Source organism: Paenibacillus sp. sgz302191 (genome assembly GCF_057749925.1).
The window spans coordinates 24,661-38,974 of the sequence record NZ_JBYLHY010000037.1 but is presented as its reverse complement, the minus strand read 5'-3'; the positions used below and the strand labels follow the sequence as shown (position 1 = coordinate 38,974).

Here is a 14,314-nt window from a genome sequence, read left to right as displayed (position 1 = left end):
GGCTTCAAGAGGTTTTTTTACCAGATAGGAAAGCCGGGATAGCGCAAGGCGGGGGTTATCGGGTTTTCCTATTGGTAAAAGAGTAGGAGGGATATACCGACGTGTCCGAACATTATTATACGAAACGTCCCACGGTTCAGCATGATGTGCATACGATTGAAGAATGGCTCCGCGGACGGAAATTTACGTTTCAGACCGATGCGGGCGTCTTTTCAAAAAAAGACGTGGACTACGGAAGCAAGCATTTGATTGCAACGATGGACATAGCTGAGGACGCCAGAGTTCTCGATGTAGGCTGCGGGTACGGTCCGATCGGATTAGCCGCTGCAAGCTTGTGCCCCGAGGGACATGTTACGATGGTTGATATCAACGAGAGGGCTGTCGAGCTCGCGCGGGAAAATGCGAAGCGCAACGGCATTCATAATGTGTCCGTCCTGCAAAGTGATTTGCTGGAGCAGGTGAAGGAAGAGAAGTTCGATGTCATATTGACGAACCCGCCTATTCGCGCGGGCAAAGAAGTCGTGCACCGGATTTTCACGGATGCTTTTCAATGCCTGAAGGAAGGCGGCTCTTTATGGGTGGTCATTCAGAAAAAGCAGGGAGCGCCCTCGGCGATGGCGAAGCTCGAATCGATTTACGCAGAGGCGGTCGAGGTGTCCAAAGATAAAGGATATCGCATCATCAAAGCGACCAAAATGTAGGAAGCAATCATTGTTTTTGGGGCTTGGAATTTTGTTTGACTTGACAACTCAGATGTGGTATTATTAAAAAATGTCAGCATTAAGATGGGACACATGTCTTTAGTTAACAAAAATGTCAAGTATTTTTTCTCGCCTTTATGAATAAAATTTTAACCTGTAACGTATAATGTTGAAATTTTAGGCAACTCTAACAGGATGAGAAGAAATATCTGGAAAATCTTGTTGAACAACAGAGAAAAACCTCCATCCATACAGTCGCTTGATTCGGACGGGCTCCAACTTCGGAGGCGTCCTGAGTGTACGTCGGTAGAAGTTTTTCTTCTTTTCTTTTTTATTTATTGAGTAGACTTGAGGGGTGAATGAAAGTTGGCGGGACATCTTGTTCAATTTGGACGACGTAAACGCAGGACTTATGCACGGATTAATGAGGTGCTGGGCATTCCGAATCTGATTGAAATCCAGCAAAAATCGTATGAGTGGTTTTTGGAAGAGGGACTCAGAGAGATGTTTCAGGATATCTCCCCGATTCAGGATTTTACGGGTAATCTGGTGTTGGAGTTTATTGACTACAGCTTGGGCGAACCTAAGTATTCGGTTGACGAATCCAAAGAACGCGACGTAACTTATGCGGCGCCGTTAAGAGTCAAAGTCCGTTTGATCAATAAAGAAACCGGTGAGGTCAAGGAACAGGAAGTGTTCATGGGAGATTTCCCGATTATGACCGAGACGGGTACTTTCATTATCAACGGCGCGGAGCGCGTAATCGTCTCCCAGCTCGTTCGCTCTCCCAGTGTCTATTATAGCACGAAAGTGGATAAAAACGGCAAAAAAACTTACACCGCTACAGTTATTCCGAACCGGGGCGCGTGGTTGGAGCTGGAGACGGACGCGAAAGACATCATTTATGTGCGCATCGACCGTACTCGTAAAATCCCCGTTACCGTTCTGCTCAGAGCGTTAGGTTTCGGAACGGATGCAGAGATTCTGGATCTGCTGGGCGACGATGAATTCATTCGCAATACGCTGGATAAAGATAACACCGACTCCACGGATAAAGCGTTGATCGAAATTTACGAACGTTTGCGTCCGGGCGAGCCGCCTACATTGGATAACGCAAGAAGCCTGCTTGTTGCTCGATTCTTCGATCCGAAGCGTTATGATTTGGCGAACGTAGGCCGCTACAAAATCAATAAAAAACTGCACATCAAAAATAGACTGTTCAATCAGCGTTTGGCCGAAACTTTGGTGGACGCCGAGACCGGTGAAATTATTGCCGAAGCCGGGCAGCTGCTTGACCGCCGTACGCTCGATGAAGTGCTCCCTTATATCGAAAAAGGTGCGGGTTTCAGAGAATACTCCATTCCGAATGGCGTTACGGAAGCGGACAGCATTCCTGTTCAGTGCATCAACGTATATTCGCCGGTGGAAGACGGTAAAGTCGTGAAAGTAATTTCTAACGGTATTATTGATAAAACCGTTAAAAATATCACGCCTGCCGATATTATTTCGTCGATCAACTACTTCATTAACTTGCTGCACGGCATCGGCAACACGGACGATATCGACCACTTGGGCAACCGTCGTCTCCGTTCCGTGGGCGAGCTGCTGCAAAATCAGTTCCGCATCGGTCTCTCCCGTATGGAGCGCGTCGTTCGCGAGCGCATGTCCATTCAAGACGCTAACGTGATTACGCCGCAGGCTTTGATCAACATCCGGCCTGTGATCGCGTCGATTAAAGAGTTTTTCGGAAGCTCCCAGCTCTCGCAGTTTATGGACCAGACGAACCCGCTTGCCGAGCTGACGCACAAAAGACGTCTCTCCGCACTCGGACCCGGCGGTCTGACGAGAGAGCGCGCGGGCATGGAAGTCCGCGACGTGCATCACTCCCACTATGGGCGGATGTGTCCGATCGAGACCCCGGAGGGTCCGAACATCGGTTTGATCAACTCGTTGTCGACGTTTGCACGCATTAACGAGTATGGTTTTATCGAGGCTCCGTATCGTTGGGTTGATCCAAAGTCGGGTACCGTTACCGATCAGATCGCTTACCTTACGGCGGATGAAGAAGATAATTATGTTATCGCGCAGGCGAATGCGGAATTGACCGAAGAAGGCAAGTTCGTGGAAGAATCCATTATCGTTCGTTACAAAGACGATAACTTAACGCTTCCTGTCGAACGTGTCGACTACATGGACGTATCGCCGAAGCAGGTCGTTTCGGTTGCGACGGCGCTCATTCCGTTCTTGGAAAATGACGACTCCAACCGCGCCCTCATGGGTTCGAACATGCAGCGTCAGGCCGTTCCTCTCCTGATCCCCAAAGCTCCGCTCGTCGGTACCGGCATGGAGCATAAGGTTGCGAAAGACTCGGGAGTATGTATTGTATCCAAATTTGACGGAATTATCGAAAAAGCTGCTGCAAATGAAATTTGGCTTCGCCGTCAGGAAACAGTGGACGGTAAGTTGGTCAGCGGCAATATCGTCAAATATAAACTTCATAAATTCATGCGTTCCAACCAGGGGACGTGCATTAACCAGCGTCCGATCGTGAAAAAAGGACAGTTGGTTAAAGTCGGCGACATTCTTGCCGACGGACCGTCGACCGAGCAAGGCGAATTGGCGCTTGGCCGCAACGTTGTCGTAGCCTTCATGACTTGGGAAGGTTACAACTACGAGGATGCGATCCTGCTCAGCCAAAAGCTGGTGAAGGAAGACGTGTACACTTCGATTCATATCGAGGAATACGAGTCGGAAGCGCGCGATACGAAGCTCGGACCTGAAGAGATTACACGCGATATCCCGAACGTTGGGGAAGATGCGCTGAAAAATCTCGATGAGCGCGGAATCATTCGCGTCGGTGCAGAGATCGGCGCAGGCGACATTCTCGTAGGTAAAGTAACGCCAAAAGGGGTTACCGAATTGACTGCGGAAGAAAGATTGCTGCACGCCATTTTCGGTGAAAAAGCCCGTGAAGTCCGCGACACGTCCCTTCGCGTACCGCATGGTACGGACGGCATCGTTGTCGACGTAAAAGTGTTTACCCGTGAGAACGGCGACGAGCTGCCTCCTGGCGTAAACCAACTCGTTCGCGTCTACATCGCGCAAAAACGGAAAATTTCCGAAGGCGATAAAATGGCGGGACGCCACGGCAACAAAGGGGTAGTAGCCCGTATTCTTCCGGAAGAAGATATGCCGTTCCTGCCTGACGGCACACCGGTTGAAGTTGTACTGAACCCGCTGGGGGTTCCATCCCGTATGAATATCGGGCAGGTGCTCGAAGTTCACTTGGGTATGGCATCCAAGTATTTGGGCATTCATGCAGCTACTCCCGTATTCGACGGCGCGCGTGAATACGACGTTTTCGATACGATGGAAGAAGCAGGCATGCAGCGCAACGGCAAAACCATTTTGTACGATGGCCGTACAGGCGAGCCGTTTGAACGCGAAGTTACCGTCGGCGTCATGTACATGATCAAACTGGCGCACATGGTTGACGATAAAATCCACGCCCGTTCCACCGGTCCTTACTCGCTCGTTACCCAGCAGCCGCTGGGCGGTAAAGCGCAGTTCGGCGGACAGCGTTTCGGGGAGATGGAGGTTTGGGCGCTCGAAGCTTACGGAGCCGCTTATACCCTGCAAGAAATTCTCACCGTTAAGTCTGACGATGTCGTAGGCCGCGTGAAAACTTACGAATCCATCGTTAAAGGCGAAAACGTTCCAGAACCGGGCGTTCCGGAGTCGTTCAAAGTTTTGATCAAAGAGCTTCAAAGCTTGGGTATGGATGTGAAGATCCTGTCCGGCAACGAGGAAGAGATCGAAATGAAAGAAATGGATGACGACGACGAAGTCACTAGCGACAAATTGAACCTGAATTTAGAGGGTACCGAACTTGGGGTCGAATAATCTTTAGAGCAATAGATCGAGCATGATTCACTGCATAGTAAGGTTTAAATTCTTAAAGGAGGGTTGCTCCTTGATGGACGTTAACAACTTCGAGTTTATGAAAATCGGCTTGGCATCGCCCGAAAAAATACGCTCATGGTCCCGTGGGGAAGTAAAAAAACCGGAAACAATCAACTACAGAACCTTAAAACCGGAGAAGGAAGGCCTCTTCTGCGAAAAAATCTTCGGGCCAACCAAAGATTGGGAATGTCATTGCGGTAAATACAAGCGCGTCCGTTATAAAGGCGTAGTCTGTGACCGATGCGGCGTAGAAGTAACCCGTCAAAAGGTTCGCCGCGAGCGCATGGGCCATATCGAACTTGCTGCTCCTGTTTCCCACATCTGGTATTTTAAGGGAATTCCGAGCCGAATGGGGCTAGCTCTGGATATGTCTCCAAGATCGTTGGAGGAGATCATTTACTTTGCTTCCTATGTGGTTACGGATCCAGGCGATACGCCTCTTGAGAAAAAACAGCTGCTGTCGGAAAAAGAATACCGCAGTTACCGTGAAAAATACGGGTATGCGTTCCAGGCCGGCATGGGCGCGGAAGCCGTGAAAAAGCTGCTGCAGGATATCGACATCGACCGCGAAGTCGAGATGCTGAAGGAAGAGCTGAAAACGGCTCAAGGCCAACGCCGCAACCGTGCGATTAAGCGTTTGGAAGTTATGGAAGCATTCCGCAATTCCAAAAATATGCCGGAGTGGATGGTTCTTGACGTCCTTCCGGTCATCCCGCCTGAGCTTCGCCCGATGGTACAGCTCGATGGCGGACGCTTTGCGACTTCCGACTTGAACGATCTGTACCGCCGCGTCATTAACCGCAACAACCGTTTGAAAAGATTGCTCGATCTCGGCGCGCCGGACATTATCGTGCAAAACGAAAAACGGATGCTTCAGGAAGCGGTTGACGCATTGATCGACAACGGCCGCCGCGGCCGTCCGGTTACAGGTCCCGGCAACCGTCCTTTGAAATCGCTCAGCCATATGCTGAAAGGGAAACAAGGCCGTTTCCGTCAAAACTTGCTCGGTAAACGCGTTGATTACTCCGGCCGTTCCGTTATCGTCGTAGGCCCTAACCTGAAGATGTACCAATGCGGTCTTCCTAAGGAAATGGCACTTGAACTGTTCAAGCCTTTCGTCATGAAAGAGCTTGTGAATAAAGGGTTGGCTCATAACATCAAGAGCGCCAAACGCAAGGTTGAGCGTGTAAGTCCTGATGTTTGGGACGTACTCGAAGAAGTTATTAAGGAGCATCCGGTTCTGCTGAACCGTGCCCCCACGCTGCATAGACTCGGGATTCAGGCGTTCGAGCCGATTCTCGTCGAAGGCCGCGCCATCAAGCTGCATCCGCTCGTATGTACGGCTTACAACGCCGACTTCGACGGTGACCAGATGGCCGTTCACGTACCGTTGTCGTCCGAAGCGCAAGCCGAAGCCCGGGTGCTGATGCTCGCATCGGGCAACATTTTGAACCCGAAAGACGGCAAGCCGGTCGTTACGCCTTCTCAGGACATGGTCCTTGGAAGCTTCTATTTGACGACGGACAACAAATTTGCCAAAGGCGCCGGCGCTATTATCAGAACCGTACATGAGGCGGTTTCGTCTTACCAATCCGGCAAGTCAGCTTTGCACGCCCGCGTGGCCATTCCGGCCAAAGCGCTGAACAAAGCAAGTTTCACAGAGAGCCAACAGAACGCCATGCTGATCACAACGATCGGGAAGATCATTTTCAACGAAATTTTCCCGAGCGATTTCCCTTTCATCAACGAGCCGACGAAAACGAATCTGCTGAACGGTATTCCGGATTCGCACTTTGTTTTTGATAAAGGCGCCGATCTGAGGGCGATCATGCTGGAGCGTGATGAGAACAAAGCGGTAGGCAAAGAGTATCTGGGATCGATCATTGCCGAATGTTTCCGTAAGTACCATACGACGCAAACTTCGATCATTCTGGATAAAATCAAGGAGCTCGGCTTTACGTACTCCACTAAAGCGGGGATTACCGTAGCCGTATCCGACGTTGTCGTTCCAACTGAAAAAGAAGGAATCCTCAAAGAATGCGAAGAGAAAGTCCGCGTAGTTACGAACCAATACCGCCGCGGCTTGATCACCGATGAAGAGCGCTATGACCGCGTTATCGCGATCTGGAGCAAAGCGAAGGATGAAATCACGGAAATTTTGATGAAATCCCTCGATAAATACAATTCCATCAACATGATGGTGGAATCCAAAGCCCGGGGTAACAAATCGCAGATTACCCAGTTGGGCGGTATGCGGGGGCTGATGGCCAACCCGTCCGGTAAAATCATGGAGTTGCCGATCAAATCGAACTTCCGTGAAGGTCTGACCATCCTGGAGTACTTTATTTCTACGCACGGTGCCCGTAAAGGTCTTGCCGATACGGCGCTTCGTACAGCCGACTCCGGTTACTTGACCCGCCGTCTCGTCGACGTCGCGCAGGACGTTATCGTCCGCGATGAAGATTGCGGCACGGATAAAGGCTTTATGGTCAGCAAAATTCAAGACGGCAAAGAGGTTATCGAAGACCTCTACGACCGTATTGAAGGACGCTACGCGTTTGAAACTTTGCGTCATCCTGAGACCGGCGAAGTCATTGTTCAGCGCAATGAGCTTATTGAAGCCAACATTGCCGACGCTATCATCGCGGCCGGAATCGAGAGGCTGCAAATCCGTTCCGTATTGAGCTGCCGCTCGCGCCATGGCGTATGTAAAAAATGCTACGGCCGCAACCTGGCGACAGGCCAGCACGTCGAGATCGGGGAAGCTGTCGGCATCATCGCCGCTCAATCGATCGGCGAGCCGGGAACACAGCTCACGATGCGTACGTTCCATACCGGGGGCGTTGCCGGAGACGACATTACGCAAGGTTTGCCGCGTATTCAAGAGCTCTTCGAAGCCCGGAATCCGAAAGGCCAAGCGATTATCACGGAAATCGATGGCATCGTGAAAGAAATCCGCGAAGCCAAAGACCGCCGCGAAATCGAGGTTCAGGGCGAAGCGGAGTCCAAGGTTTACGCTGTGCCTTACGGCTCCCGTATCCGCGTATCCGTTAACCAGCATATCGAAGCAGGGGATGAGCTGACAGACGGCTCCATCGACCCTAAAGATATGTTGCGTATCAAAGGTATCCGCGGTGTGCAGAACTACATTTTGCAAGAAGTACAACGCGTTTACCGTAACCAAGGGGTAGAAATCAACGATAAGCATATTGAAGTGATGGTTCGTCAAATGCTGCGCAAAATCCGCATCGTTGACGCCGGAGACACGACGCTGCTGCCAGGTTCCTTCGTAGACATTCACGAATATGAAGAAGCCAACAAAGTGGCCCTGTTTGCAGGCAACGAACCGGCTGTCGCGAGACCCATCCTGCTCGGTATTACCAAAGCGTCCCTGGAGACGGACTCCTTCTTGTCCGCGGCATCTTTCCAGGAGACTACACGCGTCTTGACGGATGCGGCTATTAAAGGCAAGGTTGACCAGCTCCTCGGTCTGAAAGAGAACGTCATTATCGGCAAGCTGATTCCGGCTGGAACCGGTATGCCTCGTTATCGGAACATCCGCATCACGGATCCGAATGAGGAGCTCTTGCAGGACGAAGATTTGGAAAAAGAGACGGTTGCTGTCGAATAAATGTTGAAAAAAGCGATGCGGGAAAGCCGTTTGAATGAGCGGACTTTCCCGTGTGCTTTGTCAAAAATAAAGATTTTGTAATGTGCAAGTATAATCTTGACACTGCATGATCGAGATGCTAATATATCGTAGTGTGCCTAAGTTACTATGCTTTCCTGCGCTTTGGAGGATGACGTTCATGTCTTATGATAAAGTCAAACAGGCGAAGAATGTAAGTGTAGGTACGAAGAAAGCGACGAAGACGGTTGAGCAAGGCAAAGCCGTCGAAGTGTTTGTCGCCAAAGATGCAGATCCGCGATTGACGATAAAACTGGTAAGCCTCTGTAAAAAGATGGATGTGCCCGTAACCTACGTTGATTCTATGAAAATGCTAGGTAAAGCATGTGGAATTGAAGTTGGAGCTGCGGTAGCAGCTGTTGTGAATGAATAGGTATATGAATGTTTTTGTTGCTGGATAGAAACATGAAGATTCTTGGGAATCTGTTTGCAGTCCTCGGCAAAAACTTTTCCTTTGCTCATTTACGACTCGCCTGGATCTGTGGGCTTGCAAAAAGCTGTAGTTATTTTCATGAAAGTAGGGAGGAGGTGGCGATATGCCAACAATTAACCAATTAGTACGTAAAGGCCGTGAAGCAAAGGTGGATAAATCCAAATCCCCGGCTTTGCAAAAAGGATTCAACGCTTTGAAAAGAGAGTCGACGGATTTGAGCGCGCCTCAAAAACGCGGTGTCTGCACTCGTGTAGGTACAATGACTCCTAAGAAGCCGAACTCCGCACTTCGTAAATATGCTCGTGTTCGCTTGACGAACCGCGTAGAGGTGACTGCTTACATTCCAGGTATCGGTCACAACCTGCAAGAGCATAGCGTTGTATTGATCCGTGGGGGCAGGGTTAAAGACCTTCCAGGGGTACGTTACCACATCGTGCGTGGCGCTTTGGATACAGCGGGTGTTAACAACCGTAAGCAAGCCCGTTCCAAATACGGTGCTAAACGTCCGAAAGTTAAAAAGTAAGCAATTGATTTCAAGGATGATTTTTTCGAGAAAGGGGGATAACTATGCCTCGTAAAGGTCCAGTTACTCGCAGAGATGTATTGCCAGATCCGATTTACAATAGCAAGCTTGTTACTCGTCTCATCAATCGCATCATGATTGACGGAAAAAGAGGGGTGGCACAGTCCATTTTATACAATGCTTTTAACCTTGTGAAAGACCGCACGGGTAAAGAACCGATGGAAGTGTTCGAGCAAGCAATCAAGAACATCATGCCGGTTTTGGAAGTAAAAGCACGCCGTGTGGGTGGAGCTAACTACCAAGTGCCGATCGAAGTTAAGCCTGAGCGCCGTACGACTTTAGGCTTGCGTTGGTTGGTGAACTACTCCCGTCTTCGCGGTGAGAAGACGATGGAAGAAAGATTGGCTTTTGAAATTATCGACGCTAGCAACAACACGGGTTCTTCCGTTAAGAAACGTGAAGATACGCACAAAATGGCTGAAGCAAACAAAGCGTTTGCTCACTATCGTTGGTAGAATAAAGATTCAAATACAGAAAGGAGACATACCGACCTATGGCTAGAGAGTTCTCCTTAAAAAACACACGCAATATCGGGATCATGGCTCATATTGACGCTGGTAAAACGACTACGACAGAGCGCATTTTGTACTACACGGGCCGAGTTCACAAAATCGGAGAAGTGCACGAAGGTGCCGCTACGATGGACTGGATGGAGCAAGAGCAGGAGCGCGGAATCACGATTACTTCCGCCGCTACGACTGCGCAATGGGCTGGTCACCGCATCAATATCATCGATACCCCGGGACACGTTGACTTTACTGTTGAAGTAGAGCGTTCCCTTCGTGTGTTGGATGGAGCAGTTGGCGTTTTCAGTGCGAAAGAAGGCGTTGAACCGCAATCGGAAACAGTTTGGAGACAAGCTGACCGTTACGGCGTTCCTCGGATCGCGTACGTAAACAAAATGGATATTATCGGAGCCGATTACCTGGCCGTCGTTGATTCCATGCGCCTTAAGCTTGGTGCAAATGCAGTTGCTATTCAACTTCCGATCGGTGCTGAGAATGATTTCAAAGGCATCATCGACTTGGTTGACGAAGTGGCGTATATGTACAAAGACGATCTTGGCAAGGATATCGAGAAAGTGGAAATCCCAGCTGAGTTCAAAGATAAAGTTGCAGAACTGAGATTGGAACTGGTAGAGAAAGTTGCTGAGCTTGATGAAGAGCTTACAATGAAATATCTCGAAGGTGAAGAACTTACTGTAGCTGAAATTAAAGCAGCACTCCGCAAAGGTGTCTGCGAAGTTAAGATTTTCCCGGTTATCTGCGGATCTTCTTACAGAAACAAAGGCGTTCAATTGATGCTGGATGCGGTTATTGATTATCTTCCTGCTCCAGTTGACGTACCTGACATTAAAGGCGTACTTGACGATGGTACTGAAGTGATTCGCAAATCTGCTGACGACCAACCGTTCTCAGCGCTTGCATTCAAAATCATGACAGACCCGTTCGTGGGCCGACTCACTTTCTTCCGCGTGTACTCCGGCGTATTGAGCTCCGGTTCTTACGTTCTGAATGCAACGAAAGGCAAACGCGAGCGCGTTGGCCGTATCCTGCAAATGCATGCTAACAGCCGTCAAGAAATCAGCGAAGTTTACTCCGGTGATATCGCGGCAGCGGTTGGCTTGAAAGATACGACTACGGGCGACACGCTTTGCGATGAGAAAAACCCGGTTATTCTTGAGTCCATGAACTTCCCTGAGCCGGTTATCCAGCTTGCTGTTGAACCGAAAACGAAGGCTGACCAAGATAAAATGGGTATCGCTCTGCAAAAGCTTGCCGAGGAAGATCCTACTTTCCGCGCTCACACAGACGAAGAAACAGGACAAACGATTATCGCAGGTATGGGTGAGCTTCACCTTGAGATTCTCGTTGACCGTATGCTTCGCGAGTTCAAAGTGGAAACCAACGTAGGTAAACCGCAGGTTGCTTACCGTGAAACTTTCCGCGCTGCAGCTAAAGTGGAAGGTAAGTTCGTTCGCCAATCCGGTGGCCGTGGTCAATACGGACATTGTTGGGTTGAATTTGCACCACAAGAAGCTGGGGCAGGATTCTTATTCGAAAGCAAGATCGTGGGCGGATCGATTCCTAGAGAATATATCGCTCCGATTCAAGCGGGTATCGAAGAGTCCATGAAGAACGGGGTTCTCGCAGGATTCCCACTCGTGGATATCAAAGCTACTGTTGTCGACGGTTCCTACCATGATGTTGACTCCAATGAAATGGCGTTCAAAATCGCGGGTTCCATGGCACTTAAAGCTGCCAAAGACAAATGTAAGCCGGTTCTTCTTGAGCCAATCATGAAAGTGGAAGTTACTGTGCCTGAAGAGTACATGGGCGATGTTATGGGCGACCTTAACTCCCGCCGCGGACGTATCGAAGGTATGGATAACCGCCATGGCGCTCAAATCATCCGTGCCAAAGTGCCTCTGTCCGAAATGTTTGGATACTCCACAACACTTCGCTCCAGAACACAAGGCCGTGGTGTTTACTCCATGGAAATTTCCCACTATGAAGAAGTACCTAAATCCATTGCTGAAGAAATTATCGCAAAGGGTAAAGGCGCTTAATATAAACTAATAGTTACTCTAAGGAGGAATCGTTTGAAATGGCAAAGGCTAAATTTGAACGTAACAAACCGCATGTTAACATCGGTACTATCGGTCACGTTGACCATGGTAAAACAACTTTGACTGCTGCTATTACAACTGTACTTTCCAAAAGATACGGTGGAGCTGCAGTAGCATTCGACCAAATCGATAAAGCACCAGAAGAGCGCGAGCGCGGTATCACAATCTCCACAGCTCACGTTGAATATGAAACACCTAACCGCCACTATGCGCACGTTGACTGCCCAGGCCATGCTGACTATGTTAAAAACATGATCACTGGTGCTGCACAAATGGACGGAGCGATCCTGGTTGTATCCGCAGCTGACGGTCCTATGCCGCAAACTCGCGAACACATCCTGCTCTCCCGCCAAGTAGGCGTTCCTTACATCGTCGTATTCTTGAACAAATGCGACATGGTTGAAGATGATGAGTTGCTTGAACTGGTTGAGATGGAAGTTCGCGACCTGCTGAACGAGTACGAGTTCCCAGGCGATGACACTCCAATCATCCGTGGTGCAGCTCGTGAAGCTCTTCAAAATCCGGATGGTCCTTGGGCTGATAAAATCATCGAGTTGTTTGAGCAAGTTGATACTTACATCCCAACTCCAGAGCGCGACACTGACAAGCCTTTCCTTATGCCGGTTGAGGACGTATTCTCCATCACAGGCCGCGGAACAGTTGCTACAGGCCGTGTAGAGCGTGGTACTGTTAAAGTACAAGACGAAGTTGAAATCGTAGGTATCGCTGAAGAAACTCGCAAATGCATCGTAACAGGCGTAGAGATGTTCCGCAAATTGCTTGACTCCGCTCAAGCTGGCGACAACATTGGAGCTCTGCTTCGCGGTGTAGACCGTAAAGATATCGAGCGTGGACAAGTTCTTGCAAAACCAGGTTCAGTTAAGCCTCACACGAACTTTTCTGCTCAAATCTACGTTCTGACTAAAGAAGAGGGTGGCCGTCATAAGCCTTTCTTCACAGGCTACCGTCCACAATTCTATTTCCGTACAACAGACGTAACTGGTATCATCAACCTTCCAGAAGGTACTGAGATGGTTATGCCTGGCGACAACATCACTGTTACTGTAGAACTGATCTCCCCAATCGCTATCGAAGAAGGTACTCGTTTCGCGATTCGTGAAGGCGGACGTACAGTTGGTGCGGGCGCGGTTGCTACAATCCAAAAATAATTGTTTCACCATAAAGAGCGCTCTCCGCTTAGGCGGGGGGCGTTTTTTGCGTAAGTGCCAGTTAGTTGCGGCCTTCGTACAGGCCCTAGTTGCGTGCCAAGCTGCTTCCGTACTTGCTGCAAAATCGGCAGCTAGCAACAAGTCCCGGGCTTCCCATCGTTTTAATGATGGGGTCATTTCATTTTTTTTGACTTGCGACATGGCTGCCAGAAAACCCCCACGTTAGAGGGAATAGCCATAAACTGCCCGCCGGGCGAAGAAAACCTGCAAAAATACATGAATTTGCGTCCTTGATCACTGGCCGCGAACAATTCCTGCAAAAGTGCAGGCTTTTCACCGAACACATGGACTCCGGTTCACTTTCAGTGAAAATTCCTGCACATTTGCAGGTTTCTCTCTAGCGGGCTGTCTCTTGCCCAGTGATGCAGTTCCTCGACCTACACCAGGAGAGGCGCGCGTTCGAAAAAAGCGGCTGTTCTCTAAATTAGCCCCCCAGTGGTTCCACTAACACTCACAGAGTGTTTGCGACTTTCTAGTGCAGCCTGCAAAAGTACAGGCTTACACCAGCAAAATTTCGCTTGTTTCTTCTATAATATAATGAAGAAAGACACAGAAAGCTCGCTTTTTAAACTTTTTGTGATATTCGCTGAGATTTTTGTTGCTTTTCATTTTCAGATTTTATATAATATTAAACGTTGGTCTGTGACGTTGCGATGATGTGAGAGGTTGCCGACACACCCGGCCCCTTTGCCATGGGGCAGGTTGCCGGAGAATTTTCACGGAGTATGTCCGATACTAAATTGGGCGATAGAAGGAGGGACTTATATGGCAAAGCAAAAAATTCGTATCCGTTTGAAAGCTTATGATCACAGAATTATCGATCAATCGGCTGAGAAAATCGTGGAAACTGCCAAGCGTTCCGGTGCAGGTGTATCCGGTCCGATTCCGCTTCCTACAGAGAAGCAAATCATCACGATTCTTCGTGCGGTGCACAAGTACAAGGATTCGCGCGAGCAATTCGAAATGCGTACGCATAAGCGTCTTATCGATATTGTGAATCCAACGCCACAAACAGTTGATGCTTTGATGAGACTGGACTTGCCGTCTGGTGTAGACATCGAGATCAAACTGTAAAACAATTATAGAAC

At 49.3% G+C, this 14,314-nt stretch carries 9 protein-coding genes; all 9 read left to right on the top strand.

What is annotated here, in order from left to right:
• The first annotated feature begins 101 nt into the window (after nucleotides 1-101).
• The 9 genes from AC3G2T_RS33560 to rpsJ all read left to right on the top strand — a co-directional run bounded on the left by AC3G2T_RS33560 (nucleotide 102) and on the right by rpsJ (nucleotide 14,300).
• Nucleotides 102-701: a class I SAM-dependent methyltransferase gene (locus tag AC3G2T_RS33560; protein WP_474686292.1), complete on the top strand. Its 600-nt coding sequence runs from the start codon at nucleotides 102-104 to the stop codon at nucleotides 699-701.
• 366 nt (nucleotides 702-1,067) lie between these two features.
• Nucleotides 1,068-4,604, top strand: a complete 3,537-nt coding sequence (rpoB, locus tag AC3G2T_RS33555; RefSeq protein WP_488438183.1) for a DNA-directed RNA polymerase subunit beta — start codon at nucleotides 1,068-1,070, stop codon at nucleotides 4,602-4,604.
• Nucleotides 4,605-4,674: 70 nt separating this feature from the next.
• On the top strand, nucleotides 4,675-8,295 hold the full coding sequence (rpoC, locus tag AC3G2T_RS33550) for a DNA-directed RNA polymerase subunit beta' (RefSeq protein ID WP_474686296.1): 3,621 nt from the start codon (nucleotides 4,675-4,677) through the stop codon (nucleotides 8,293-8,295).
• A gap of 178 nt (nucleotides 8,296-8,473) precedes the next feature.
• A complete protein-coding gene (locus AC3G2T_RS33545; protein WP_474686298.1) occupies nucleotides 8,474-8,725 on the top strand; it encodes a ribosomal L7Ae/L30e/S12e/Gadd45 family protein in 252 nt (83 codons plus the stop codon).
• A gap of 163 nt (nucleotides 8,726-8,888) precedes the next feature.
• Nucleotides 8,889-9,308 carry a 30S ribosomal protein S12 gene (gene rpsL / locus AC3G2T_RS33540; protein ID WP_474686300.1) on the top strand — a complete coding sequence of 140 codons (420 nt, stop codon included), beginning with the start codon at nucleotides 8,889-8,891 and terminating at the stop codon, nucleotides 9,306-9,308.
• A gap of 44 nt (nucleotides 9,309-9,352) precedes the next feature.
• Nucleotides 9,353-9,823: a 30S ribosomal protein S7 gene (gene rpsG, locus AC3G2T_RS33535; protein WP_134756067.1), complete on the top strand. Its 471-nt coding sequence runs from the start codon at nucleotides 9,353-9,355 to the stop codon at nucleotides 9,821-9,823.
• A 38-nt stretch (nucleotides 9,824-9,861) separates the two neighbouring features.
• Nucleotides 9,862-11,937 (top strand): elongation factor G, encoded by a 2,076-nt coding sequence (gene fusA, locus AC3G2T_RS33530; protein ID WP_474686302.1) that lies wholly within the window; start codon nucleotides 9,862-9,864, stop codon nucleotides 11,935-11,937.
• A 38-nt stretch (nucleotides 11,938-11,975) separates the two neighbouring features.
• Entirely contained in the window at nucleotides 11,976-13,166 is a 1,191-nt protein-coding gene (gene tuf / locus AC3G2T_RS33525; RefSeq protein WP_474686304.1) for an elongation factor Tu, read from the top strand.
• 825 nt (nucleotides 13,167-13,991) lie between these two features.
• Nucleotides 13,992-14,300: a 30S ribosomal protein S10 gene (rpsJ, locus tag AC3G2T_RS33520; RefSeq protein WP_028557496.1), complete on the top strand. Its 309-nt coding sequence runs from the start codon at nucleotides 13,992-13,994 to the stop codon at nucleotides 14,298-14,300.
• Nucleotides 14,301-14,314 lie beyond the last annotated feature (14 nt).

Bases quoted from the DNA above. Each gene is read 5' to 3' on its own strand.
- tuf (WP_474686304.1), top strand. From the start codon at position 11,976: ATGGCAAAGGCTAAATTTGAACGTAACAAACCGCATGTTAACATCGGT.
- fusA (WP_474686302.1), top strand. From the start codon at position 9,862: ATGGCTAGAGAGTTCTCCTTAAAAAACACACGCAATATCGGGATCATG.
- rpsG (WP_134756067.1), top strand. From the start codon at position 9,353: ATGCCTCGTAAAGGTCCAGTTACTCGCAGAGATGTATTGCCAGATCCG.
- AC3G2T_RS33545 (WP_474686298.1), top strand. From the start codon at position 8,474: ATGTCTTATGATAAAGTCAAACAGGCGAAGAATGTAAGTGTAGGTACG.
- rpsL (WP_474686300.1), top strand. From the start codon at position 8,889: ATGCCAACAATTAACCAATTAGTACGTAAAGGCCGTGAAGCAAAGGTG.
- rpsJ (WP_028557496.1), top strand. From the start codon at position 13,992: ATGGCAAAGCAAAAAATTCGTATCCGTTTGAAAGCTTATGATCACAGA.